General features: G+C 63.7%; 23 protein-coding genes. 13 read left to right on the top strand and 10 right to left on the bottom strand.

What is annotated here, in order from left to right; translation table 11 throughout:
* Positions 1–27: 27 nt before the first annotated feature.
* The 3 genes from lspA to NCR35_RS04200 form a co-directional block, all read right to left on the bottom strand.
* Positions 28–534: a signal peptidase II gene (lspA, locus tag NCR35_RS04190; protein WP_175939642.1), complete on the bottom strand. Its 507-nt coding sequence runs from the start codon at positions 532–534 to the stop codon at positions 28–30.
* Positions 534–3,365, bottom strand: a complete 2,832-nt coding sequence (ileS, locus tag NCR35_RS04195) for an isoleucine--tRNA ligase (RefSeq protein ID WP_250533243.1) — start codon at positions 3,363–3,365, stop codon at positions 534–536. Before ileS ends, lspA begins: the two co-directional genes overlap by 1 nt.
* Positions 3,366–3,464: 99 nt before the next feature.
* Positions 3,465–4,460: a bifunctional riboflavin kinase/FAD synthetase gene (locus NCR35_RS04200; protein WP_175939644.1), complete on the bottom strand. Its 996-nt coding sequence runs from the start codon at positions 4,458–4,460 to the stop codon at positions 3,465–3,467.
* Between the two features lie 166 nt (positions 4,461–4,626).
* Between NCR35_RS04200 and purN the strand changes: the two genes are divergently transcribed.
* The 6 genes from purN (at position 4,627) to nadC (ending at position 11,532) form a co-directional block, all read left to right on the top strand.
* On the top strand, positions 4,627–5,277 hold the full coding sequence (gene purN / locus NCR35_RS04205) for a phosphoribosylglycinamide formyltransferase (protein WP_250533244.1): 651 nt from the start codon (positions 4,627–4,629) through the stop codon (positions 5,275–5,277).
* Positions 5,274–6,596, top strand: a complete 1,323-nt coding sequence (locus tag NCR35_RS04210; protein WP_250533245.1) for an RsmB/NOP family class I SAM-dependent RNA methyltransferase — start codon at positions 5,274–5,276, stop codon at positions 6,594–6,596. Before purN ends, NCR35_RS04210 begins: the two co-directional genes overlap by 4 nt.
* Positions 6,597–6,603: 7 nt before the next feature.
* Positions 6,604–7,980: a mechanosensitive ion channel family protein gene (locus tag NCR35_RS04215; protein WP_250533246.1), complete on the top strand. Its 1,377-nt coding sequence runs from the start codon at positions 6,604–6,606 to the stop codon at positions 7,978–7,980.
* A 250-nt stretch (positions 7,981–8,230) separates the two neighbouring features.
* A complete protein-coding gene (locus NCR35_RS04220; protein WP_250533247.1) occupies positions 8,231–9,430 on the top strand; it encodes a DesA family fatty acid desaturase in 1,200 nt (399 codons plus the stop codon).
* A gap of 102 nt (positions 9,431–9,532) precedes the next feature.
* The gene (gene nadA / locus NCR35_RS04225; RefSeq protein ID WP_250533248.1) at positions 9,533–10,660 is read left to right on the top strand and encodes a quinolinate synthase NadA; all 1,128 of its coding nucleotides are present in this window, start codon (positions 9,533–9,535) and stop codon (positions 10,658–10,660) included.
* Positions 10,660–11,532, top strand: a complete 873-nt coding sequence (gene nadC, locus NCR35_RS04230; protein ID WP_250533249.1) for a carboxylating nicotinate-nucleotide diphosphorylase — start codon at positions 10,660–10,662, stop codon at positions 11,530–11,532. Before nadA ends, nadC begins: the two co-directional genes overlap by 1 nt.
* A gap of 3 nt (positions 11,533–11,535) precedes the next feature.
* Here nadC and nadB read toward each other — a convergent pair whose 3' ends face one another.
* The 4 genes from nadB to radC form a co-directional block, all read right to left on the bottom strand.
* The gene (nadB, locus tag NCR35_RS04235; protein ID WP_250533250.1) at positions 11,536–13,134 is read right to left on the bottom strand and encodes an L-aspartate oxidase; all 1,599 of its coding nucleotides are present in this window, start codon (positions 13,132–13,134) and stop codon (positions 11,536–11,538) included.
* Positions 13,135–13,360: 226 nt separating this feature from the next.
* The gene (rpmG, locus tag NCR35_RS04240) at positions 13,361–13,528 is read right to left on the bottom strand and encodes a 50S ribosomal protein L33 (protein WP_007180630.1); all 168 of its coding nucleotides are present in this window, start codon (positions 13,526–13,528) and stop codon (positions 13,361–13,363) included.
* 11 nt (positions 13,529–13,539) lie between these two features.
* On the bottom strand, positions 13,540–13,773 hold the full coding sequence (gene rpmB, locus NCR35_RS04245; protein WP_008351171.1) for a 50S ribosomal protein L28: 234 nt from the start codon (positions 13,771–13,773) through the stop codon (positions 13,540–13,542).
* 239 nt (positions 13,774–14,012) lie between these two features.
* The gene (gene radC, locus NCR35_RS04250) at positions 14,013–14,840 is read right to left on the bottom strand and encodes a RadC family protein (protein ID WP_250533251.1); all 828 of its coding nucleotides are present in this window, start codon (positions 14,838–14,840) and stop codon (positions 14,013–14,015) included.
* A 204-nt stretch (positions 14,841–15,044) separates the two neighbouring features.
* Between radC and NCR35_RS04255 the strand changes: the two genes are divergently transcribed.
* From NCR35_RS04255 to NCR35_RS04285, 7 genes are all read left to right on the top strand, one after another.
* Complete coding sequence (locus NCR35_RS04255) at positions 15,045–15,500, top strand: FKBP-type peptidyl-prolyl cis-trans isomerase (RefSeq protein WP_206467698.1); 456 nt, start codon at positions 15,045–15,047, stop codon at positions 15,498–15,500.
* Between the two features lie 2 nt (positions 15,501–15,502).
* Positions 15,503–16,471, top strand: a complete 969-nt coding sequence (gene ispH / locus NCR35_RS04260) for a 4-hydroxy-3-methylbut-2-enyl diphosphate reductase (RefSeq protein ID WP_244848054.1) — start codon at positions 15,503–15,505, stop codon at positions 16,469–16,471.
* A 346-nt stretch (positions 16,472–16,817) separates the two neighbouring features.
* A complete protein-coding gene (locus NCR35_RS04265) occupies positions 16,818–18,035 on the top strand; it encodes a branched-chain amino acid ABC transporter substrate-binding protein (RefSeq protein ID WP_250533252.1) in 1,218 nt (405 codons plus the stop codon).
* Between the two features lie 221 nt (positions 18,036–18,256).
* Positions 18,257–19,207 carry a branched-chain amino acid ABC transporter permease gene (locus tag NCR35_RS04270; RefSeq protein ID WP_206467700.1) on the top strand — a complete coding sequence of 317 codons (951 nt, stop codon included), beginning with the start codon at positions 18,257–18,259 and terminating at the stop codon, positions 19,205–19,207.
* Positions 19,208–19,231: 24 nt separating this feature from the next.
* Positions 19,232–20,401, top strand: coding sequence for an ABC transporter permease subunit (locus tag NCR35_RS04275; protein ID WP_250533253.1), 1,170 nt, complete (start codon positions 19,232–19,234; stop codon positions 20,399–20,401).
* A 15-nt stretch (positions 20,402–20,416) separates the two neighbouring features.
* Entirely contained in the window at positions 20,417–21,193 is a 777-nt protein-coding gene (locus NCR35_RS04280; protein ID WP_250533254.1) for an ABC transporter ATP-binding protein, read from the top strand.
* Between the two features lie 18 nt (positions 21,194–21,211).
* The gene (locus NCR35_RS04285) at positions 21,212–21,916 is read left to right on the top strand and encodes an ABC transporter ATP-binding protein (protein WP_159837870.1); all 705 of its coding nucleotides are present in this window, start codon (positions 21,212–21,214) and stop codon (positions 21,914–21,916) included.
* A gap of 678 nt (positions 21,917–22,594) precedes the next feature.
* On the opposite strand, the gene NCR35_RS04290 is transcribed toward NCR35_RS04285, so the two are convergent.
* The 3 genes from NCR35_RS04290 to NCR35_RS04300 all read right to left on the bottom strand — a co-directional run bounded on the left by NCR35_RS04290 (position 22,595) and on the right by NCR35_RS04300 (position 25,510).
* Entirely contained in the window at positions 22,595–23,017 is a 423-nt protein-coding gene (locus NCR35_RS04290) for a GNAT family acetyltransferase (protein WP_250533255.1), read from the bottom strand.
* Positions 23,014–24,198 carry an acetylornithine transaminase gene (locus NCR35_RS04295; RefSeq protein WP_250533256.1) on the bottom strand — a complete coding sequence of 395 codons (1,185 nt, stop codon included), beginning with the start codon at positions 24,196–24,198 and terminating at the stop codon, positions 23,014–23,016. Before NCR35_RS04295 ends, NCR35_RS04290 begins: the two co-directional genes overlap by 4 nt.
* Before the next feature lie 280 nt (positions 24,199–24,478).
* Positions 24,479–25,510 (bottom strand): CDP-6-deoxy-delta-3,4-glucoseen reductase, encoded by a 1,032-nt coding sequence (locus tag NCR35_RS04300; protein WP_175939662.1) that lies wholly within the window; start codon positions 25,508–25,510, stop codon positions 24,479–24,481.
* Between the last annotated feature and the right edge of the window lie 64 nt (positions 25,511–25,574).

The raw sequence follows: 25,574 nt of genomic DNA on the forward strand, positions 1-25,574 counted from the left end.
CCGGAAAGGGAGCCGCGCCTGAGCACATCACTTCGAGCCGCGTACGCGCCGCAGTTCGTCGAAAATCAGCAGCACCGCGCCGACCGTGATCGCGCTGTCAGCGAGATTGAACGCCGGCCAGTGCCACGTCTTCACGTGGAAGTCGAGAAAGTCGATCACATGGCCGTAAGCCAGCCGGTCGATCACGTTGCCGATTGCGCCGCCCATGATGAGCGCCAGCGCCGTGCAGAAAAGCCGCTGCGCCGAATGCTTCTTGAGCAGATAGCAGATCACGGCCGCCGCCACGACGCCGAGCGCGGTGAACGCCCAGCGCTGCCAGCCGCCCGCCGCCGCGAGAAAGCTGAACGCCGCGCCGCGGTTATAGACGAGCAGCAGATTGAAGAAGGGCGCGAGCGCATGCGGCTCGCCGTACGCGAACACCTTCTGGACCGCGATCTTCGTCAACTGGTCGAACAGAATCACGATGAGCGCGACGCCGATCCACGGCGCGAGCGAACCGCTCGAAGTACTTTGTTTCGCCATAGTCCTTGCCATTATGCTGCGCCTCGCGTTTCGCCAGCGCCGAACAGGTTGGAGAAGCAGCGGCCGCACAGACCCGGATGCTCGGGGTGCGAGCCGACGTCGGCGCAGTAGTGCCAGCAGCGTTCGCACTTCAGGTAGCGGGACGCGGCCACGTCGACGCCTTCTTCCGCTTCGCTCGCCACGCGCTCGACCGAAGCCTGCGACGTGATGAGCACGAAGTGCAGCGCATCGCCCAGGCTCGCGAGCGCGTCGTAACGCGCGCCGCTCGCGCGAACGACGACTTCCGCCTGCAACGACGAGCCGATCAGATTCGCGGTGCGCGCTTCTTCCAGCGCCTTGGTGACGTCGCCGCGCGCCGAGCGGATCAGCGACCACTTGTCCAGCAACTCGCCGCCGTTCGGAATGTCCGGATACGTCGCGTAGACCTCGGCGAAGATCGTGTCCTGACCGGGCTTCAGCACCTTGTACGCTTCTTCCGCCGTGAACGAGAGATACGGCGCGACGAGTCGCAGCAAGCCATGCGCGATGTGGAAGAGCGCGGTCTGCGCGCTGCGGCGCTCGCGCGAATCGGGCTTCGTCGTGTACAGACGGTCCTTCAGCACGTCGAGATAAAAGCCGCCCAGGTCTTCCGAGCAGAACGTCGCGATCTTGGCCACGACCGGATGGAACTCGTACTTCTCGTAGTGCGAGAGCGCGTCGTCCTGCAGATTGCGCGTGAGCGCCACAGCGTAACGGTCGATTTCCAGCCAATCTGCGACCGGCACCGCGTTCTTCTCGAAGTCGAAATCCGAGAGATTCGCGAGCAGGAAGCGCAGCGTGTTGCGGATGCGGCGATACGTCTCCGTCACGCGCTTGAGAATCTCTTCCGAAATGGCAAGCTCGCCGGAATAGTCCGTCGATGCGATCCACAAGCGGATGATTTCCGCGCCGAGGCGATTCGCCACTTCGTGCGGATCGACGCCGTTGCCGAGCGACTTCGACATCTTGCGGCCTTCGCCATCGACGGTGAAGCCGTGCGTGAGCAGCGCGTCGTAGGGCGGGCGGCCGTCGAGCATGGAAGCCGTGAGCAGCGACGAATGGAACCAGCCGCGATGCTGATCCGAGCCTTCGAGATACAGGTCAGCCGGGAATTGCAGCTCGTCCTTGTGTGAGCCGCGCAGCACGTGCCAGTGCGTCGTGCCGGAGTCGAACCAGACATCGAGCGTGTCGCGGTTCTTTTCGTACATGTTCGCGTCGTCGCCCATCAGCTCGCGCGGATCGAGCGTTTGCCACGTCTCGATGCCGCCTTGCTCCACGCGCTTCGCCACTTCCTCCAGCAATTCGATCGTGCGCGGATGCAGTTCGCCCGTTTCCTTGTGCACGAAGAACGCCATCGGCACGCCCCATTGACGCTGACGCGAGAGCGTCCAGTCCGGGCGATTCGCGATCATGCTGAAAAGGCGCTGCTTGCCCCACGACGGATAGAACGCCGTGTTCTCGACGCCTTCGAGCGCCGTTTCGCGCAGCGTCTTGCCGCCGTCTTTCGGCGTGACGTCCATGCCCGCGAACCATTGCGACGTCGCGCGATAGATGATCGGCGTCTTGTGACGCCAGCAGTGCATGTAGCTGTGCGTGTACTTTTCGGTCTTGAGCAGCGACCCGGCGTTGTTCAACGCTTCCACGATTTCCGGATTCGCCTTCCAGATCGACAAGCCGCCGAAGAGCGGCAGCGATTCGATATAGCGGCCATCGCCCATCACGGGGTTGATGATGTCCGAATCCGCCATGCCGTGCGCCTTGCACGACACGAAGTCTTCCACGCCATAAGCCGGCGACGAATGCACGACGCCCGTGCCGCTTTCGGTCGTGACGTACTCGCCGAGATAAACGGGCGACGTGCGCTTGTAGCCCGGATGCGCCGCCGCGAGCGGATGATGGAAGCGCACGTTCGCGAGCTTCGCGCCGGTCGTCGTGGCGATGACTTCGCCGGGCAGGCCGTAGTTCTGCAGGCACGCTTCGACGCGCTCCTGCGCGAGAATCAGCAAGCCGCGCGGCGTATCCACGAGCGCGTACACGATCTCCGGATGCACGTTCAGCGCCTGGTTGGCGGGGATGGTCCACGGCGTCGTCGTCCAGATGACGATGCCGCCTTCCGTCTTCGGCAGCGACGGCAGGCCGAACGCCTGCGCGGTCTTCTCCGGTTCCGCGAAGCCAAACAGCACGTCGATGGTCGGATCGGTCTTGTCCTTGTACTCGACTTCCGCTTCGGCGAGCGCCGAGCCGCAGTCGAAGCACCAGTTCACGGGCTTCAGGCCACGGAACACGAAGCCCTTCTCCATGATCTTCGCCAGCGCGCGGATTTCGCCCGCTTCGTTGACAAAGTTCATCGTCTTGTACGGATTGTCCCAGTCGCCGAGCACGCCCAGACGCCGGAAGCCGACCTTCTGCTTCTCGATCTGCTCGCTCGCGTAGGCGCGCGCCTTCTGCATGACTTCGGCGGCGGGCAGCGACTTGCCGAACTGCTTTTCGATCTGGATTTCGATCGGCATGCCGTGGCAGTCCCAGCCCGGCACGTAGACGGCGTCGAAGCCCGCGAGATTGCGCGCCTTGACGATCATGTCCTTCAGGATCTTGTTGACCGCGTGGCCCAGGTGGATGTCGCCGTTCGCATACGGCGGGCCGTCGTGCAGGATGAACTTCTTGCGGCCGCGGCTCGCCGCGCGGATTTTCTCGTAGACCTTGTTTTCCTGCCATTCCTTGACCCACGCGGGTTCGCGCTTGGGCAGATCGCCGCGCATCGGGAACGGCGTGTCGAGCAGGTTGACCGGGTATTTCGAGGAGGCTTTCTCTTTCTTGTCGCTCATGGGTGACTCAGTGAATTCGGTGAGACGGCGCGTTGGCGCGCGATGATTCGGAGGCGGGGCAGCGGGCGATGCGCGCATGGATCATGCGGCACGGCGCGCTTACCTAATTCGGTCGGTGGCCGAAATGGCGAAGCCCGTCGCGCGGCTGCCGGCGTTGCTGGCGGGCGGCAGGCCGAAGTAGGCGCGCGCGTTGTCGACGTCCCTCGCAATGGCGGCGGACAGCGTTTCGAGGTCGACGTACTTTTCCTCGTCGCGCAGCTTCTTCAGAAACTCCACGCGCACGAGCTTGCCGTACGCGTCGCCGTGCCAGTCGAGCACGAAGACTTCGAGCAGCACGCGGCCGGAATCGTCCACGGTCGGACGCAGGCCGAGACTCGCGACGGCGGGCAGCGGTTCATCCGCCAGGCCGTGCACGCGCACGACGAAAATGCCCGCGAGCGCCGGACGCTTGTGGGCAATCGGAAGGTTCAGCGTGGGAAAGCCGAGATCGCGGCCGAGCTTCGCGCCATGCACGACGTGGCCGCTGATGATGTACGGACGCCCGAGCGCGACGTTCGCGGCGTCGAGATCGCCCGCGACGAGCGACGCCCGCACCGACGACGACGAAATGCGCGCGCCGTTCGGATGCGCGACCGTGGCCATCTGCTCGACCTCGAAGCCGTACTTGTCGCCTGCGGCCTTGAGGGAATCGAAATTGCCCGCGCGTTTCGCGCCGTAGCAGAAGTCGTCGCCGACCATGACCCAGCGCGCGTGCAGGCCGTCGACGATGACGTTCTTGACGAACGTGTCGGGCGGCTGGCTCGCGAACGTGTGATTGAAATGCTCGACCACCACGCGATCCACGCCGTTGGTGCGCAGCGCTTCCAGCTTGTCGCGCAGCATGGCGATACGCGGCGGCGCGCCCGCCGGATTGAAGAACTCGCGTGGATGCGGCTCGAAAGTCATCACGCAGACCGGCAGCCCGCGCGCGTCCGCAGCGGCCCGCACGCGCGCAAGCAGCGCCTGGTGCCCGCGATGGACACCGTCGAAGTTGCCGATGGTCAGTGCGCAGGGCGCCCGGCTTTCGGCATTGGGGAGGCCGCGAAAGACTCTCACGATAGGCGTTGGTCGGTGGGAGGGCTGATGCTGCAAAGCGTTCGATTATAAACGCTCACACGGATGCACGGGCGCGCGTGCCGGGCGGCGGCGCCGGAGGGACTCCCGCGCCGCCGTCGTCTTACTGGCACGATTTTCGCCGTCCCCGGAATGATAAAATCCGCGGATGAAAAAAATCGTCATTCTGATCTCCGGACGCGGGAGCAACATGGAGGCCGTCGTGCGTGCTTGCGCGCGCGAGGGCTGGCCGGCGCGCGTCTGTGCGGTCGTGTCAAACCGGCCGGATGCCGCCGGGCTCGGCTTCGCGGCCGCGAACGGCATCGAAACGGTCGTCGTCGATCATCGCGAATTCGACGGCCGCGAAGCATTCGACGCCGCGCTCGCGCGTGAAATCGACCGCTTCGAACCGGATTGCGTCGTGCTGGCCGGCTTCATGCGCGTGCTCACCGATGCGTTCGTCGAACGCTACGCCGGGCGCATGCTGAACGTGCATCCGTCGCTCTTGCCGTGCTTTGCCGGCCTGCGCACGCACCAGCAGGCGCTCGACGCCGGCGTGCGCGTGCACGGCGCGAGCGTGCATTTCGTGACGGCGAAGCTGGATCACGGGCCGATCGTCGCGCAGGGCGCGGTGCCGGTCGTCGCGGGCGACGACGCCGCCGCGCTCGCGGCGCGCGTGCTCGCCGTCGAACACATCATTTACCCGCGCGCGGTGCGCTGGTTCGTGGAAGGGCGTCTTTCTATCGAGGGCGAACGAGTCGCCCTCACGCCGTCTGAGCCGCAGTGGCTCTTTGCCGACATTGCCGGGGAGGGCGCATGAGGCTGCATGGATTTCTGATTGGTCAAACCGAAACGCTGCTGGCGGACGTGCTCCGCTTTTCCGGTCCCGCCGATGCGGCGACGAGCCGTTTCTTCCGCGCGCATCCGAAGCTGGGTCACGGCGAGCGCGGCGTGATTGCCGAGGCGGTCTTCGCCGTGCTGCGGCGGAAGATGGAGTTCTCGCATCTCGCCGAAAGCGGCACGGGCAATCAGGCGCGGCGTCTCGCGCTGCTCGGGCTCATGCAGACCGCGGGCCTCACCGCGCTCAAGCCGTTCGTTTCGACGGACGAGCATCAATGGCTCGCGCAAGTGTCGAAGATCGATCCCGCGAGCCTGCCGGTGCGCGTGCGCACGAATCTGCCGCAGTGGATCTACGACGCGATGGCCAAGCGCTTCGAGCCGGACGAACTCGCGCAGCTTGCCGCCGCGCTGAACTATCCGGCGCCGCTCGACTTGCGCGCGAATCCGATCAAGGCGAGCCGCGACGTCGTGCGCAAGGCGCTCATCGACGCGGGCATCGACGCATTCGACATGCCGTTCGCGCCGTTCGGCATCCGCGTGGAAGGCAAGCCCGCGCTCACGCGCCTGCAGCCGTTCCAGGAAGGCTGGATCGAAGTGCAGGACGAGGGCAGCCAGTTGCTGTGCTCGCTGGTGGCCCCGCGACGCGGCGAGATGATCGTCGATTTCTGCGCGGGCGCGGGCGGCAAGACCCTTGCGCTCGGCGCGATGATGCGCTCCACCGGCCGTTTGTATGCCTTCGATGTCTCCGACCGGCGGCTCGCGAAGCTGAAGCCGCGCCTTGCACGCAGCGGTCTATCGAACGTGAATCCCGTGCTGATCGACAGCGAACACGACGCGAAGATCAAGCGCCTCGCGGGCAAGATCGACCGCGTGCTCGTCGATGCGCCGTGTTCCGGGCTCGGCACGCTGCGCCGCAATCCCGACCTCAAGTGGCGGCAGTCGCCCGCGACCGTCGCGGAACTGACGCCCAAGCAGCTTTCCATTCTCACCAGCGCCGCGCGGCTCGTGAAGACGGGCGGCCGTCTCGTCTACGCGACGTGCAGCATGCTCGAAGCGGAAAACGAAGGCGTCGTCGCGCAGTTCCTGGAAACGCATCCGAACTTCCGCGTGGTGCCTGCGCGCGACGTGCTCGCCGAGCAGCGCATCGAGCTGGACACGGGCGAGTATTTGTCGCTGTGGCCCCACAAGCACGGCACGGACGGCTTCTTCGCGGCCGTGCTGGAGCGCGTGCCGGGGGCGAAGGCGCAAGCGGCGGACGAAAGCGGCGCGGAAGCGGGCGCCGGGGAAGCAAGCGCATAAGCGCGCGATGCAGAACCGCTTCCTGAGCCACCTGTCGGAACGGCTCGTCCGCGATTTCGGCGAGGCGGAAGTGCTGTGGCAAGTCGGCGCGCTGATCGCGCTGCTCGCCATCGCCTGGTGGTGCGCGGGTTTCTTGCGCAAGCAGCTCGACGCGCGACGCCAGTCGCGCTTCGAAGCCGTCCGCTTCGGCGCGGAAAGTCTCAACAAGGCGCTGTTTCCGCTGCTCGGGACCGTTTTCGTCTCGGTCGCGCAACTCGCGCTCGCGCCCGTCATGCACACGGCGCTGCTGCGGCTCGCGCTGGTGCCGCTGTGCGGCATCACCGTGATCTACACCATGTTCTACGTGGTGCGGCGCGTCTTCAGCAAGAGCGCCACGGGCGGCGCGGACCACGAGGCCGGCGCGCTGCTGTTCCTCTTCGAAAAGCTGGTCACGGTGCTCGTCTGGGTCGCCATGCTGCTCACGGTGATGGGCATTCAGGACGACGTCGTGCGCTGGATGGCGAGCGTGCGCTTCAACTTCGCCAACGCGCACATGACGCTGCTCTCGCTCGCCTCGGGCCTGCTTTGGGTGTGCGTCACGCTGATCGTGGCGATGTGGGCCGGCGCGCTGCTCGACGACCGCCTCATGCGTTCGCGCTCGGTCGACGCGAACCTGAAGGTCGTGCTCGGACGCGTCGCGCGGGCGCTGATGATTCTCGCGGCGATTCTCGTGAGCCTGTCGATCGTCGGCATCGACATCACGGTGCTCGGCGTGTTCGGCGGCGCGCTCGGCGTCGGGCTCGGCTTCGGCTTGCAAAAGATCGCCAGCAATTACGTGTCGGGCTTCATCATTCTGCTCGACCGGTCGCTCCGGCTCGGCGACATGATCAACGTCAGCGGCTTTCAGGGCACCGTCACGCAGATTCGCACGCGATACACGGTCGTGCGCGGGCTGGATGGCATCGAAACACTGATTCCGAACGAAAAGCTGATTACCGATGTCGTACAGAATCACTCGTCGTATCTGACGCGCGGCAACGCGAAAATCGCGGTGCAGGTCAGTTATCGCTCGGACGTGGAACGCGCGATGCGACTCCTCGTCGAAGCAACGCAGGGTGTCGAGCGCGTTTTGCAGGACCCGGCACCGGCGGCGCTGCTCGCGAGTTTCGGCGCGGACGGCATCAATCTGGAACTGAGCTTCTGGGTCGAGGACGCGGCGAAGGGCACGGGCGGCGTTAAGTCGCAAGTCAATCGCGGCGTGTGGCGGTTATTCTGCGAGCATGGCATTGAGATTCCGTACGCGCAGCGCGAAGTGCGAATCGTCGGCCGTGCGGCAAGCGAATCGGTAGGAAATGCCGGATTTCAGCGCGACGAGCCTTCGTCGGCGGCTGGAAGCGCCGTTTGAAGCAACAGCGGGGCGGCATTCCTCCCTTTTTTGCAAGGGTTACGCCAATCGTTGCCGCGTAAGATTTTTCTTGAATGTCCGAGATTCAAAAAAATTCACCTTTACGACAACGACTTGGAACGCATGCAGTAGAATGCGATCGAACTTCGGCGCTGACCTTTCACGCGCCCGACATGCGGCGATAAGTCAATTTTTGACTCTCTTCGTCGGCCATTTTTTCCGAATTTCACAGCTACATAGGTAAATTGCCTTGCTGAATTCCTCCCTCGATTTTCTCGCCAACGGATTGCTGGATTTCTCCTGGTGGCAGATTCTCTTGTTCACGCTGGCGGTGACGCACGTCACCATCGCGGGCGTCACCATTTATTTGCACCGCTGCCAGGCGCATCGCGCGCTGGACCTGCACCCCATCGCTAGCCACTTCTTCCGCCTGTGGCTGTGGATGACCACCGGCATGCTGACCGGCCAGTGGGCGGCCATCCACCGCAAGCACCATGCGAAGTGCGAGACCGAGGAAGATCCGCACAGCCCGCAAACGCGCGGCATCTGGAAGGTGCTGCTCGAAGGCGCGGAACTCTATCGCGCGGAAGCGAAGAACGAAGAAACGCTGCGCCGCTTCAGTCACGGCACGCCGAACGACTGGATGGAGCGCAATGTGTACACGCGTTATCCGATCCTCGGCATCAGCATCATGATGGTCATCGACGTGGCGCTGTTCGGCATCGTCGGGCTGTCGGTGTGGGCCGTGCAGATGATCTGGATTCCGTTCTGGGCGGCGGGCGTCGTCAACGGTCTCGCGCACTTCTGGGGTTATCGCAACTTCAATTCGAGCGATGCGAGCACGAACATCTTCCCGCTCGGCATCCTGATCGGCGGCGAAGAACTGCACAACAATCACCACACGTACGCGACCGCGGCCAAGCTGTCGAGCAAATGGTACGAGTTCGACATCGGCTGGCTGTACATCCGCATTCTGTCGGCAGTTGGCCTCGCCAAGGTGAAGAAGCTCGCACCCACGCCGCGCCTGTCGGAATCGAAGTCGGTGCCGGATCACGACACTTTGCAAGCCGTGCTCGCGAACCGTTACGAAGTCATGGCGCGTTACGGCAAGGCGCTCAAGCGTGCGTACAAGCAGGAACTCGTGAAGCTGAAGGAAGCCGGCGCGCGCGAGAAGTATCAGCTGATGCGCGGCGCGCGCAAGTGGTTCCACAAGGACGAGGACGGCCTGAACGAGCCGCAGCGCAAGCAACTGCCGGAGCTGTTCTCCGACAACCAGAAGCTGCGCACGTACATCGAACTGCGCAAGGACCTGGCGGCGATGTGGGACCGCTCGAACGCATCGCGCGAGCAACTGCTGGCGCAGTTGCAGGACTGGTGTCATCGCGCGGAACAAAGCGGGATCAAGGCGCTCCAGGACTTCGCGCTGCGTCTGCGCCGCTACGCCCTGTAAGCGATATCCGCTAAAATTCTTAGACGTCACAAGACCCCGCTTTGGCGGGGTCTTTGTTTTTGGGCGACGGATTTTCGCTGGATTCGGCAGGAGACAGGGGACATGCAGGCGATCAGAAGCGTCGAGTACGACCGGCCGCAAGGGCTGACGTGTGGAGTAGGCGAGGCGTGGGCGCGCGTGCCGCAAGCGCCGTCGCCGGAGGAAAAACGCGCGTTGAAAGAGCGCATTCGCGCGCTGTTGCGCCGGGGACAGGCCGTTTTGGTGGCGCACTATTACGTCGATGCGGAGCTACAGGAACTCGCCGACGAAACCGGCGGCTGCGTCGCCGATTCGCTGGAAATGGCGCGCTTCGGCCGCGATCATGCGGCAAAGACGCTGGTTGTCGCGGGGGTGCGCTTCATGGGCGAGACCGCCAAGATCCTGAGCCCGGACAAGCGCGTGCTGATGCCCGATTTGGACGCCACGTGCTCGCTCGATCTCGGCTGTCCCGCCGACGAATTCGCCGCGTTCTGCGACGCGCATCCGGACCGCACGGTCGTCGTGTACGCGAACACGAGCGCCGCCGTGAAAGCGCGCGCCGACTGGATGGTCACGTCGTCCATCGGGCTTGAAATCGTCGCGGACTTGCACGCACGCGGCGAGAAGATTCTATGGGCGCCGGATCGTCACCTCGGCGGCTACATCCAGAAGAAGACGGGCGCGGACATGCTCTTGTGGCAGGGCTCCTGTCTGGTTCACGACGAGTTCAAGGGCATCGAACTCGACCTGCTGCGTGCCGAGTATCCGGACGCGAAGATTCTCGTGCATCCCGAGTCGCCGGAAGCGGTCGTGAAGCTGGCCGATGTCGTCGGTTCGACCACGCAGTTGATCGACGCCGCCGTGCGCCTCGACGCGAGCCGCTTCATCGTCGCCACCGATCTCGGCATTCTGCACAAGATGCGGCTCGCCGCGCCGGGGAAAACGTTCATCGAAGCGCCGACGGCCGGCAACAGCGCCACGTGCAAGAGTTGCGCGCATTGTCCGTGGATGGCGATGAACGGTCTCGCCAATCTCGCCGACGTGCTCGAACGCGGGCATAACGAGATTCAGGTCGACGCCGCCATCGGGCAGCGTGCGCGCGTGCCGATCGACCGCATGCTCGATTTCGCCGCGCGTCACAAGAAGCGCGTGCAGGCGAGCGGCGATCTGGCGAAGGACACCGCGTTGTTTTCAAGCGTGGGAGCCGCGTGATGCGCTACTCACCGATTTTCGACGAAGTGCGCTCGCAATACGGCGAAGCATTCGACGCCGCGCTCGCGCGCAATGTCGCCGATGCGCTCGCCGAAGACATCGGCACCGGCGACGTCACCGGCCGCCTCGTCCCGGCGGACGCGCGGCGCACGGCGCGGATCATCGTGCGGGAAGAAGCCGTGCTATGCGGCGCGCCGTGGTTCGACGCAGTGATGCGGCAGGTCGATGCGGCGATCGAAGTGGAATGGCAGTATCGCGAAGGGCAGCGCATGGCCGCCGATACGCCCGTCGTGCTGTTGCACGGCCCCGCGCGCTCGCTGCTCACGGCCGAGCGCAATGGCCTCAACTTTCTGCAGCTGCTTTCGGGCGTCGCGAGCGCGACGCGCCGTTACGTCGACGCCATCGAAGGCACGCGCGCGCGGATCCTCGATACGCGCAAGACGCTGCCAGGCCTGCGGCTCGCGCAGAAGTACGCGGTGCGCGTGGGCGGCGGGGCGAACCAGCGGCTCGCGCTCTACGACGGCATTCTGATCAAGGAAAACCACATCGCGGCGGCGGGCGGCGTCGGCGCAGCCATGGACGCGGCCCTCGCGCTGAACGCGGGCGTGCCGGTTCAGATCGAAGTCGAGACGCTCGCGCAGCTTGAAACGGCGCTCGCGCACCGCGCGGAGTCCATTCTGCTCGACAACTTCACACTCGACGCCATGCGCGATGCCGTGCGCGTGACCGCAGGCCGCGCGTTGCTGGAAGTGTCGGGCGGCGTGAATTTCGAAACCGTTCGGGCGATAGCGGAAACCGGCGTCGACCGCATTTCGATCGGCGCGCTCACGAAGGACGTGCGCGCGACCGATTACTCGATGCGCCTTATCTAGCCGTCAGACCGCGCGCCGCCGCGCCGCCGGCGGCGTCAGCACGGTCGGCAGCGCCTTCGGCAAGGTTTCGGGCCAGTCGCGGCTGTAGTGCAGGCCGCGGCTTTCGCGCCGCGAACACGCGCTTTCGACGATCAGCGACGCCACATCCACCAGATTGCGCAGTTCCAGCAAGTCGCGGCTCACCTTGAAATTCGCGTAGTACTCGTGGATTTCTTCGCGCAGGAGCGCAATGCGATGCCGGGCGCGCGCGAGCCGCTTGTCCGTGCGCACGATGCCGACGTAGTTCCACATCAGAAGCCGCAACTCGTCCCAGTTATGCGCGACGACGACTTCCTCGTCCGGATCGGAGACGCGGCTTTCGTCCCAGTCGGGCAGGGGCGCGTGGCATCCGGCCGAGAAACCGTCCGCTTCGATGGCCGCCGCCGCCGCCCGGCCAACCACGATGCATTCCAGCAACGAATTGCTCGCCAGCCGGTTCGCGCCGTGCAGCCCGGTGCACGACGTTTCCCCGACCGCATACAGCCCGGGACGGTCGGTGCGCCCGGCGAGATCGGTCACGACGCCGCCGCAGGTATAGTGCGCGGCCGGCACGACCGGAATCGGCTCCTTCGCGATATCGATGCCGAACTCGCGGCAGCGGGCGAGGATCGTCGGAAAGTGTTCTTCGAGGAAGGCGCGCGGCTGGTGGCTGATATCGAGATACACGCAGTCGATGCCGCGCTTCTTGATCTCGAAGTCGATCGCCCGGGCGACGATATCGCGCGGCGCGAGCTCGGCGCGTTCGTCGTGCGCGGGCATGAAGCGCGTGCCGTCCGGCAGCCGCAGCACGCCGCCTTCGCCGCGCACGGCTTCCGAGATCAGGAACGACTTCGCGTACGGATGGAAGAGGCAAGTCGGATGGAACTGGATGAACTCCATGTTAGCGACGCGGCAGCCCGCGCGCCACGCCATCGCGATGCCGTCGCCGGTCGCGGTGTCGGGATTGGTCGTGTAGAGATAGACCTTGCCTGCGCCGCCCGTCGCGAGGACCGTGTGCGGCGCCTCGATCGTGACGGTGCGGCCGCTTTTCAGGTCGAGCGCGTACAGACCGTGGCAGCGATGGCCCGGCAGCCCGAGCCGGTCGGACGTGATCAGGTCGATCGCGTAATGATCTTCGAGAACGGTGATGTTCGGATGATTGCGCACGCGCTCGCCGAGCGTCGTGACGACCGCGTGGCCGGTGGCATCCGCGGCGTGGATGATGCGGCGATGGCTATGCCCGCCTTCGCGCGTCAGATGGAAGCCGAGTTCGGCGGAGACGTCGCGCGTGAAGGGCACGCCTTCGTCGATCAGCCATTTAATCGCGGCGCGCCCGTTCTCGACGATGTAGCGCGTCGCCGCCTCGTCGCACAGGCCGCCGCCCGCGATGAGCGTGTCGGCCACGTGGTCGTCGACGCTGTCCGCCGAATCCAGCACCGCCGCGATGCCGCCCTGCGCCCAGTCGCTCGCGCCTTCGCTCACCGCGCGCTTGGCGATGATCGCCACGCGCCGCGTCTCAGCCAGATTCAGCGCGACGCTCAGGCCCGCGAGTCCGCTCCCCACGATCGCTACATCGAAGTTCATGCCGCCGTGTCTCCGTCGCTGTCGTTGTCGATAGCCGGCAAGCATAACGCGCGAGGGCAAAGAAACCGCGAAAACCCATGCACGACCATGTGAAACGCGTATGAAAAGCGTATGAAAAGCGCGCCGCAAAACAAAAAGCCCCGCGTGAGCGGGGCTTTTTGCTGTCTTCGTCAGGCACTCAATCTCAAGTGCGGTCCGTCTTCCGCTTGCGCGGAACAACGCCGCTTTACTTGATCTTGGTTTCCTTGTACTCAACGTGCTTGCGGACGACCGGATCAAATTTCTTGATCAGCATCTTTTCCGGCATGTTGCGCTTGTTCTTGGTCGTCGTGTAGAAGTGACCCGTGCCTGCAGTCGATTCCAGCTTGATCTTGTCGCGTGCGCCCTTGGCCATGTGCGTGCTCCTTAGATTTCACCGCGTGCGCGCAAATCTGCGAGCACGGCGTCGATACCGTTCTTGTCGATCAGGCGCAGACCGGCGTTCGAAACGCGCAGACGGACCCAGCGGTTTTCGCTTTCAACGAAGAAACGGCGGTTCTGCAGGTTCGGCAGGAAACGACGCTTGGTCTTGTTGTTGGCGTGGGAAACGTTGTTGCCGGACATCGGCCCTTTCCCAGTTACTTGGCATACGCGTGCCATGCGAGCACTCCTAATACAGTCTGATTCCTACGCTCGGCGCAGTGGATGCTGCGAGCCGACCTCTTTTTCCCTGGTTGCCTTTACCGGGAACTTGGCAGCACGGTTATGCCAATGAGGACCGCGTAAGCTCAGAACAGGTGGGTTGAGAAAAGCAAACGCGGATTCTAGCAGGAAAAGCCGTGCGTTATCAAGGCGTTTTGCTCCTTTTCCTATTCGGCGGATCGACCTCGAAGCCAGCGTCACAGCCAACCCTCGCGCGCGAACGAAAAAATGTCATTCGACGCGACGACCATGTGATCCAGCAGCTTCACGTCGATGAGCGCGAGCGCGTCCTGGAGCGTGCGCGTGAGCTTGCGGTCGCCCGCGCTCGGCTGGATGCTGCCGGAAGGGTGATTATGCGCGACGATCAGCCCGGCCGCATTCGACGCGAGCGCGCGCTTGACGATTTCGCGCGGATACACGGCCACGCGCGTGAGCGAGCCCCGCGCTTCCTCGCAAATGTCCAGCAGCTGGTGGCGCGCGTCGAGATAGATGCAGATAAACACTTCGTTCGGCCGCGTGCCGATTTTCAGGCGCAGAAAGTCTTCGACGGCACCGGGAGAATTCAGCAGCATGCGCTCGCGCGCTTTCTCTGCCAGCATGCGCCGGCACAGTTCGGAAACCGCGATGAGCGTCGCTGCGCGCGCCTCGCCGATGCCGCGTTCGGCTTGCAACTCGGCGGCAGATGCATCGAGCACGGCGCGCAACGAGCCGAAACGCAGCAGCAGCGCGCGGGCGACATCGACGGCGGTGAACCCCGGCACGCCGGTGCGCAGAAAAAGCGCGAGGAGCTCGGCGTCGGAGAGCATCTCGGCACCCGAATGCAGCAGGCGTTCACGCGGCCGGTCCGCCTTGTCCCATTTCGAGATGGCTAGTGCCGCGAGCCGGACGGTTTCCGCAGGCTCCGCTGGCGCGGCGGGAACGGACGCAGCAACTGGCGCGGCGTCGGTCGCGGTAAGTGATGCAGGAACCGGCGCGACATCCGGCGCGACAACCGGCGCAGCATGCAGCGCCACGACGCCCGTCATCGCCGGCTCCAAAGAGGCCGAATTGCGCGCGCCGCCGCACCAACGCCGCACGCGCCTGACGCGTCGCCGGACCACTCTGTCTTACAATAGCGGTTTTGGCGCCCGTTTCGACCCTGCGCCACGCGGTTCGCAGCTTCGCGCCGACGAGCCGCCGCTCGCCCGGCCCACGCCGCGCTTTCGACTGAACCGCCACATCCAATACTCATGAGCATCATCGATATCTCCGAGGTCAAGCCCGGCTCCCATGTCACGCTGCATTACCGGCTGGCACTGGCCGACGGCGCCGACATCGTCAACACCTTCACCGACAAGCCCGCCACGCTCCTGCTCGGCGCAGGCCAGCTCGCCCCGCCGCTCGAAGAAATTCTGCTCGGCCTCAAGGTCGGCCACCATTCGACCTTTCGGCTAACGCCGGAGCAGGCGTTCGGGCCGCGCAATCCGGAACTGCTGCAGCGCGTGTCGCTCGCGACGCTGCGCGAAAACAGCATGGTCGGCGAGGATTTTTCTCCCGGCGATCTCGTCGAATTCAACGCGCCCAACGGCGGGCGCTACGCGGGCGTGCTCAAGGAAGTGGGCGAGACGTCGGCGCTTTTCGACTTCAATCACCCGCTTGCCGGCCAGACGCTGGCGTTCGAAGTGAAAATCATCGGAATTCTGTAGCCATGAGCCTGACCGAAAGCCTCACCGATATCGAAACCGACGTCGAAATCCTGCTCGCGCAGCCGCGCGGCTTCTGCGCGGGCGTGGACCGCGCGATCGAGATCGTCGAGCGCGCGATCAAGCTGTTCGGCGCGCCGATCTACGTGCGTCACGAGATCGTGCATAACGCGTACGTCGTCGCGGATCTGCGCAAGAAGGGCGCGATCTTCATCGAGGACCTGTCGGACGTGCCCGAGGGCAGCACGCTGATTTTCAGCGCACACGGCGTCTCGAAGGCCGTGCGCGTCGAAGCGGAAACGCGCGGGCTGCGCGTGTTCGACGCCACCTGCCCGCTCGTGACCAAGGTGCACATGGAAGTCGCGAAGATGCGGCAGGAAGGCTTCGATATCGTGATGATCGGCCACAAGGGACACCCGGAAGTCGAAGGCACGATGGGGCAGTCCGGCGAGGGCATGCATCTGGTCGAGGATATCGAGGACGTGCTGAAGCTCGATCTGCCCGACCCGGAGCGCATCGCGTACGTCACGCAGACGACGCTTTCGGTCGACGACGCCTCGGCCATCATCGACGCGCTCAAAAACAAATATCCCGCGATCAAGGAGCCGAAGAAGCAGGACATCTGCTACGCGACGCAGAATCGCCAGGACGCGGTGAAGTTCCTCGCGCCGCAGTGCGATGTCGTGATCGTGGTCGGCAGCCCGAACAGTTCGAATTCGAGCCGGCTGCGCGAAGTAGCCGAGCGCAGCGGCATTCCAGCCTATATGGTGGATTCGCCGACGCAGATCGATCCGAACTGGGTGGAAGGCAAAAAGCGCATCGGCGTGACGGCGGGCGCATCGGCGCCGGAAGTGCTCGCGCAGGCTGTCATCGCGCGGCTGCGCGAACTCGGCGTGCGCAGCGTGCGCTCGCTGGAGGGCATCGAAGAGACGATCTCGTTTCCGCTGCCGCGCGGACTGTCGTTGCCGCAATAAGTTAGACGAAACCTTCGAAAAGCGCCTGCGGGCGCTTTTTTTTCGCCCGGGCACAGGCAAGCCGACCGCGCGTGAACCATTCCGGTGCATCGTGTCAAAGCGGCGCAAACGTATTCTTCCGAGCCTCGATAACCCCGTTCCCGGAATGGTGCAACTACTGCACAAAACCGGATCGCAACCGGGTTGCGCTTTCGCCGGAAAACCGTCGAAAAATGCGGGTTGCAATGCTGGAAAACCCCGCCACGCAAGAATATTGCTCGTCTCATATTTAGCGTTACAATTCGCGCGTCCTGAGTCCGGAAGGGCCTCTGGCAACGGTTCTGAAAGGCGCAGGAGATCTCATTTGATGCGATTCAAGTTTGCTTACGCCGTGTCCATCGCGGCTGCGGTTGCAATGGCAACTGCATGCGGCAAGAAGGACGAAGGCGGAGCGAGCGGAGCAGCACCGGCGGCAAGCGCCCTGACGGCGGCAACGGCTGCGCCGGCACCGGCGAGCGAAGCGACGGTGGTGAAGATCGGCCATGTCGCGCCGTTGTCCGGCACGCAGGCGCATTTAGGGAAAGACAACGAAAACGGCGCGCGGCTCGCGCTGGAGGAAATCAGCGCGCAGGGTCTCACCATCGACGGCCGCTCCATTCGCCTCGTGCTCGACAGCCAGGATGACGCAGCCGACCCGCGCACCGGCGAAGAAGCCGCGCAGCGCCTGGTGGATGACCATGTGGTCGCGGTGATCGGTCATTTGAATTCGGGCGTATCGATTCCGGCGTCCAAGATTTATAGCGATGCGGGCATCGCGGAGATTTCGCCGTCGACGACGAACCCGCAATACACGAAGCAGGGTTACAAGACGACCTTCCGCGTGGTCGCAACCGATGCGCAGCAAGGCCCCGTGCTGGCCGGCTACGCGATCAAGACGCTGCACGCGAAGAAAGTGGTGATCGTGGACGACGCGACCGCCTACGGCCGCGGCCTCGCCGACGAGTTCGCGAAGACGGCGCAGGCGGGCGGCGTGAAGGTCGCCGCGCGCGAGACCACGTCGGAGAAGGCGCGCAACTTCAAGGCGATCCTCTTGAAGATCAAGCGCATGCAGCCGGACGCCGTGATGTACGGCGGCATGGACGCAACGGGCGGACCGTTCGCGAAAGAAGCGGCGGCGCTCGGCGTGAAGGCCAAGATTCTGGCGGGCGACGGCGTCTGCACGCAGCAATTGCCGGAACTGGCGGGCGACGCGGTGCAGAACGTCGTGTGTTCCGAAGCCGGGCCCGCGCTCGCGAAGATGGACAAGGGCGCGGACTTCGCGCAGAAGTACGAGGCACGGTTTCACACGCCGGTGCAGATTTACGCGCCGTTCACGTACGACGCGGTGTACGTGATCGTCGATGCGATGAAGCGCGCCAATTCCATCGAAGCGAGCAAGGTGCTCGCGGCGGTGGCCACGACGGATTTCAACGGTCTGACGGGGCATATCGCTTTTGACGACAAAGGCGATTTGAAGACCAGCACCATCACGCTTTACGACTTCAAGGACAAAAAGAAGGACGTGCTCGACGTCGTAAAGCAGTAGCAGCAGGCGTTTGCAGTCTTGCGGCGCCTATCCGACAAGCGCCGTTTCGCATCCGTCTGGCGGACGCCCGCACCTATCCGGCGGCGGGCGCAACGGCAGGCGATTAATCCTTACCGGTTTTTTTAAAAGTACGCGCAGTGCCGCTCCAGATTTCGCTTCACACCGGTTTATCGGCCGGTGATAAAGGCGTCATCCGGTCGCACGGGGCTAAGGAGCTTTAAATGGATATTTTCATCCAGCAGATCCTCAACGGTCTGGTGCTTGGCAGCGTCTACGCCATCATCGCGTTGGGTTACACGATGGTGTACGGCATTCTCGGCATCATCAACTTCGCGCACGGCGACGTGCTGATGGTGGGCGCGATGGTGGCGCTTTCAGCCATCGGCGTCATGCAGAACCACTTTCCCTCGATGCCCGGGCCGATCATGCTGACGATCGCGCTTATCGTCGCGGCGATCGTCTGCGCGATTGTCGGCTACACCATCGAACGCGTCGCGTACCGGCCGCTGCGCAAGGCGCCGCGTCTCGCGCCGCTCATCACCGCAATCGGCGTGTCGATCCTGCTGCAAACGGTCGCCATGATGATCTGGGGCCGCAACCCGCTCGCGTTCCCGCAGCTTCTGCCGACCGACCCGATCAACGTCATCACCGCGACCGAAACGCGTCCCGGCGCGGTCATCTCGATGACGGAAATCGTCATCATCGTGGTGGCGTTCCTCGTGATGGGCGGCCTCCTGCTGCTCGTGCACAAGACCAAGCTCGGCCGCGCGATGCGCGCGATCGCCGAGAACCCCGGCGTCGCATCGCTGATGGGCGTGAACCCGAACTTCGTGATCTCGGCGACCTTCATGATCGGCTCGGCGCTTGCTGCGCTCGCCGGCGTGATGATCGCGTCCGAATACGGCAACGCGCACTTCTATATGGGCTTCATTCCCGGCCTGAAGGCGTTCACCGCGGCGGTGCTGGGCGGCATCGGCAACCTGGGCGGCGCCATGGTCGGCGGCGTGCTCCTCGGTTTGATCGAGCAGTTGGGCGCCGGTTACATCGGCAATCTGACAGGCGGCGTCTTCGGCAGTAACTATCAGGACGTGTTCGCCTTCGTCGTGCTGATCATCGTGCTCGTGTTCCGTCCGTCGGGTCTGCTCGGCGAACGTGTCGCGGACCGCGCTTAAAGACCGTGTGAGGAGCTCTACAAAATGACTTCGATTCAACCGATTGAGCCGTCCACGACGCTCATCCCCGAGAAGAACACGGGCAAGACGCTCGTCGTCGGCATCATCGTCGCGGCGTTCGTGATCGCCGCGCCGATGGTGATCGGCGCAGCCGGCGGCAACTACTGGGTCCGCGTGCTCGACTTCGCGATGCTCTACGTGATGCTCGCGCTGGGCCTCAACGTCGTCGTCGGCTTCGCCGGCCTGCTCGACTTGGGCTACATCGCGTTCTATGCAGTCGGCGCGTACACGGCGGCGCTCTTGTCTTCGCCGCAATTGACCTCGCAGTTCGAATGGATCGCGCATCTCGCGCCGGCCGGGCTGCATGTGCCGTTCCTCTTGATCGTGCCGGTCGCGATGGCGCTCGCCGCCACGTTCGGCGTGCTGCTCGGCGCACCGACGCTGCGTCTGCGTGGCGACTACCTCGCTATCGTTACGCTCGGCTTCGGTGAAATCGTGCGGATTTTCATGAACAACCTCGACCGTCCGGTGAACATCACGAACGGTCCGAAGGGCATCACGGGCATCGATCCGGTGACGGTGGCGGGCTTCAACCTGTCGCAGACGCACGAGCTGTTCGGCATGAAGTTCCCGTCGGTGTACATGTATTACTACCTGTTCGTGCTCGGTGCGCTCATCGTGATCTGGGTCTGTACGCGTCTGCAGCATTCGCGTATCGGCCGTGCATGGGCTGCGATCCGCGAAGACGAAATCGCCGCGAAGGCCATGGGCATCAACACGCGTAACGTGAAGCTGCTCGCCTTCGCGATGGGCGCGTCGTTCGGCGGCCTGTCGGGCGCGATGTTCGGCGCGTTCCAGGGCTTCGTGTCGCCGGAATCGTTCACGTTCTGGGAATCGATCGTGGTGCTGGCGTGCGTGGTGCTCGGCGGCATGGGCCACATTCCGGGCGTGATTCTCGGCGCGGTGCTGCTCGCCGTGTTCCCCGAATTCCTGCGCTCGACGATGGGTCCGCTGCAAAACGCCGTCTTCGGCCATCAGATCGTGGATACCGAAGTCATCCGCCAGTTGCTGTACGGCCTGGCGATGGTGCTGATCATGCTGTATCGCTCGGAAGGCCTGTGGCCCGCCGCGAAACACGAAGACAAGATCGCGAAGATCGCGAAGCGCAACGGCAAGAAGCCGGTGCGCGCCTAAGCGGGGGAATCAAAAATGAGCGACAAACGTACTCGATTGTCCGTGAAGGGCGTGAACAAGCGTTTCGGCGGCTTGCAGGCGCTGTCGGAAGTGGGCCTCGAAATCAAGGAAGGCGAAATCTACGGCCTGATCGGCCCGAACGGCGCGGGCAAGACGACGTTCTTCAACGTCATCACGGGCCTCTACACGCCGGATTCCGGCGAATTCAAGCTCGACGGCGAAGCGTACACGCCGACCGCCGTCTATCAGGTGGCGAAGGCGGGCATTGCGCGCACGTTCCAGAACATTCGCCTCTTCGGCGGCATGACCGCGCTGGAGAACGTGATGGTCGGCCGCCACGTGCGCACGAAGCACGGCCTGATCGGCGCGGTGTTCCAGACGCCCTCCGAACGTCGTGAAGAGAAGGAAATCAAGGAGCGCGCGCTGGAACTGCTGGAGTATGTCGGCGTGCTGCAATACGCGGACTACACGTCGCGCAATCTGTCGTATGGCCACCAGCGTCGTCTGGAGATCGCGCGTGCGCTCGCGACCGATCCGAAGCTGCTCGCGCTCGACGAGCCGGCAGCCGGCATGAACGCGACGGAAAAGGTGGAACTCACGCGCCTGCTCGACAAGATTCGCGCGGACGGCAAGACGATTCTGTTGATCGAACACGACGTGAAACTCGTGATGGGATTGTGCAACCGCATGACGGTGCTCGATTACGGCAAGGTGATCGCCGAAGGTCTGCCGCAGGACGTGCAGAAGGACCCGAAGGTGATCGAGGCATATCTGGGTGCGGGGGTGCACTAAATGGCGACCACAAGCGCAATGTTGAAGGTCAAGGGTCTGCAGGTGAACTACGGCGGCATCCAGGCGGTGAAGGGTGTCGATCTGGAAGTCGGGCAGGGCGAACTCGTTACGCTGATCGGCGCGAATGGCGCGGGCAAGACCACGACGATGAAGGCCATCACGGGCCTGAAGCCGTTCTCGGGCGGGGATATCGAGTACATGGGCCAGTCGATCAAGGGCGTGCCGACGCACGAGCTGTTGAAGCGCGGCCTCGCGATGGTGCCGGAAGGCCGCGGCATTTTCGCGCGCATGTCGATTCTCGAGAACATGCAGATGGGCGCGTATCTGCGCAACGATTCGGACGGCATTCAGAAGGACACCGAACGAATGTTCGGCTTCTTTCCGCGCCTGAAGGAGCGGGCGTCGCAGTATGCGGGCACGCTTTCCGGGGGCGAGCAGCAGATGCTGGCGATGGCGCGCGCGTTGTTGTCGCGACCGAAACTGCTGTTGCTCGATGAGCCTTCGATGGGACTTTCGCCCATCATGGTCGAGAAGATCTTCGAAGTGGTTCGGGAGATTTCTTCCGAAGGGCTGACGGTGCTGCTCGTCGAGCAGAATGCTCGTCTTGCTCTGCAGGCCGCTAATCGCGGGTATGTGATGGATTCGGGTACCGTCACTATGTCCGGCGATGCCAAGGTCATGCTCGATGATCCTAAGGTTCGGGCTGCTTATTTGGGCGAGTGAGGGTTTTTTCTTTCCTCGCGGGGCGGGGGGCGTTGTCTTGCTTCCCGCTCGGTTCGTTTCTTTGTTCTTTCGTGGAACTTGTATTCGTGTCGGTCTATTAGCGTTGCCCCTCCCCGGGGCGGGGGTCACTTTCTTTGCTGCTGCAAAGAAAGTAACCAAAGAAAGCAGCTTTTTTTTGGCCCGCAGCAGTAAGAGCGTGGTCACTCCGCAGAAAGTCCGTGGCACTCAGCGAATCGGCAGCCCTGAATCACCTTCCGCGCCCGCTGAACGCCACGTCCTCCGAGCCCCTTGGCTCGATAACACCACACGTCGGTTTGTGCTCCGCCTGCGGTCGGGGCTTGGTTGCACACCGCCCACAGACGGTTCGGAATACTAATTTTTCGGCGGCGCATATGCGCGGACAAGCGCGCCTACCTATGCAACCGTTCGGTGTTAACGAGCCAAGGGGCTCGGAGGACGTGGCGCTCAGCGGGCGTGGAGGGTGATTCAGGGTTGCTTCAAGCTGAGGGCCATTGCTTTTCTGCGGAGTGATCACGCTCTTGCTGCTGCGGGCCAAGAAAAAGCTGCTTTCTTTGGTTACTTTCTTTGCAGCAGCAAAGAAAGTGACCCCCGCCCCGGGGAGGGGCAACGCCAATAGACCGACGCGAAAACAAGTTCCACGAAGAAGCGAAGAAAGCCTTAAAGCCGCTTCCCAAGACTAACAACCTCATCAACACGATACCCAAGCCGCTCATAAAACGGCAAAAGATCCCGCCGAGCAGAAAGAATCTGCAAATTAACCTTAGGACAACCAGCACGACCAAGCGCCGCTTCCGCATGAAGCATCAAAGCGCGCCCGAAACCACGTCCTCGCAAGGCAGGCGAAACAGCGAGCGAATAAATCCACCCGCGATGCCCGTCATACCCGCACATCACAGTCCCGACGACATCCCCGTCGGAAACTCCGACAAAGAACAACTCCGGCTGCGTGCGCAGCTTATTAGCAATCGACAACGCCGGATCGCGCTGCGGCCGCGATGCATCCGCGTACTCCGGGAACACATCGCGCCACAAGGCGATCACGGCATCGCGATCGCTCGCATCGAACGTACGGATGATCACAGCGAATCGAGCACCGAGCGCAGCATCGACATCATCTGATCGATCTCGTCCTTGGTCACATTGAGCGCGGGCATGAAGCGCAGCAGATTGGGCCGCGCCGCGTTCAGCAAGAGTCCATCAGGCTGCATCAGCCGAGCCTTCTCGACGATCTGCGGTCCCTGATCGGCATCGAGCAGCAACGCGCGCAAGAGACCTTCGCCGCGCTCGCCGTTGAAACCGCGTTCGTCCGATAGCTTCAGCAATTCCGAACGCAAATAATCGCCGCGCTCGCGCACGCCTTCGAGAAAGCCCGGCGCCGTCAGTTGCGAAATCACCGAATAGCCCACCGCCGTCATCAGCGGATTGCCGTTGTACGTGCCGCCCTGATCGCCCGCTTCGAAGCACGCCACATCCGCAGTCGAGAGCAGCGCCGCGAGCGGCACGCCGCCGCCGATGCCCTTGCCGAGCGTCATGATGTCCGGCTCGATGCCCGACAGCTCGTACGCGAACAACGTCCCCGCGCGACCGCAGCCGCTTTGCACTTCATCGACGATCAAAAGAATGTTGTGGCGCTTCGTCAGCGCGCGCAGCTCCTGCATGAACTCGCGCGTCGCGGGAATCACGCCGCCTTCGCCCTGAATCGGCTCGAGCATCACGGCCACGGTCTTCTCGGTGATGAGCTTCTCGACCGATGCGATGTCGTTCAAATCCGCTTTCGGAAAGCCCGGGACTTGCGGCGCATAGATGGTGTCCCAGCCCGCCTTGCCGCTCGCGGACATGGTCGCGAGCGTGCGGCCGTGGAAGCTGTGATCGAACGTGATGATCTCGTACGCGCCGTTGCGGAACTTGCGGCCCCACTTGCGCGCGAGCTTGATCGCGCCTTCGTTCGCTTCCGCGCCGCTGTTGGCGAAGAACACCTTGTCGAAGCAACTGTGCGCGGTGAGCAGCGCGGCGAGCTTCGCCATCGGCTCGTTATAGAACGCGGGCGACGGATTGATCAGCGTGCGGGCCTGCTTGTCCAGCGCCTCGATCACGCCGTCGTTGCAGTGGCCGAGCGAATTGACCGCCCAGCCCTGAATGAAGTCGAGATAGCGTTTGCCGGTGTTGTCGTAAAGCCAGGAGCCCTTGCCGTGCGTGAACACGATCTCGGGGCGGTTCGTGATGTACATCAGCGAATCGACAGGGTACTCATTGAAATTCATGACAGCGGGCTCCGGGCGTTGACTCAGGTGAAAAAACGGCGCGCAAAAAACAAAAGCCACGGTGTTTCCGTGGCTTCATTCTCTCGCTTCAGACTAACCGAACATGACGAGCGCGAATGCGTGACGAGCCAGCGGCATCCCTAGGGAAGCGGCGAGCGGCGGCGTCGGACGATGGTTGCGATTCGGTTCATTCGCGAAGGATACGTGATGACGTTCGTGCATGTAAACCGCCGGCGTCGATTTATTGCGCGCCGGCGGCATGCGAGGCCCGCGCGGGCCGTCAGACCGGATGCGCGAGGTCCGCTGCGCTCGTGAACGAATCCGCGTAGAACTCGTCCTCCGGCAAGCGGTGATGCTGCGTGAAATCGCGCTGCGCCGATTCCACCATCACGGGCGCACCGCACGCATAGACCTGGTACGCGCTCAAGTCTGGCAGATCTTCGATGACAGCGCGATGAACGAAGCCCGTCCGGCCGGTCCAGCCGTCGTGCGGGTCCGGTTCGGACAGCACCGGCACGAACTTGAAGTTCGGCACTTCCTTCGCCCATTGCTCGGCGAGGTCCATCATGTACAGGTCTTTCTTGCGGCGGCCGCCCCAGTAGAGCGTCATCGGCCGGTTCAGGTTCTTGAAGACCGCGTGTTCGATGATCGCCTTGATCGGCGCGAAGCCCGTGCCCGAAGCGAGCAGCACGATCGGCTTGTCCGATTCGTCGCGCAGAAAGAACGTCCCGAGCGGGCCTTCGAAGCGCAGGATGTCGCGCTCTTTCATCGCGCCGAACACGTGGTCGGTGAACGTGCCGCCCGGCATGTGGCGAATGTGCAGTTCGAGCGGGCCTTCGTGGTGCGGCGGGCTCGCCATCGAATAGCTGCGGCGCTTGCCGTCCTTCAGAATGAATTCGATGTACTGCCCCGCGAGATATTGCAGGCGCTCGTTGGCGGGCAGTTGCAGCTTCATTTCGATGACGTCGTCGGCCTTGCGCTGGAGCGCGTTCACGCGGCACGGCAGCTTCTTGACCTGCACGTCGCCGACGCCCGCGACTTCGCGCACGTCGATCGTCAGATCGCTCTGCGCGGTCGCGCAGCAGAAGAGCGCCATGCCGCGCGTTTTTTCGTCGTTGGAGAGCGCCGACGACGAATGCGGCGCCTGCTCGACTTCCCCTTCGACGACCGCGCCCTTGCAGGAACCGCACGCGCCGTTCTTGCAGCCATAAGGCAAGCCGATGCCCTGGCGCAGCGCCGCAGTCAGCACCGGCTCGTCGGGTTCCACCTGAAACTGCCGGCCGCTTTGCCGGAGCGTTACGTTGAATGCCATAGATCGATTTCTTGCGATGTGTGAATGTGTCTTACGATGAGGCCGGAACGCGTCAGGCAAGCGG

The sequence above is a fragment of the Caballeronia sp. AZ10_KS36 genome (assembly GCF_023631105.1).
GTDB lineage: Bacteria > Pseudomonadota > Gammaproteobacteria > Burkholderiales > Burkholderiaceae > Caballeronia.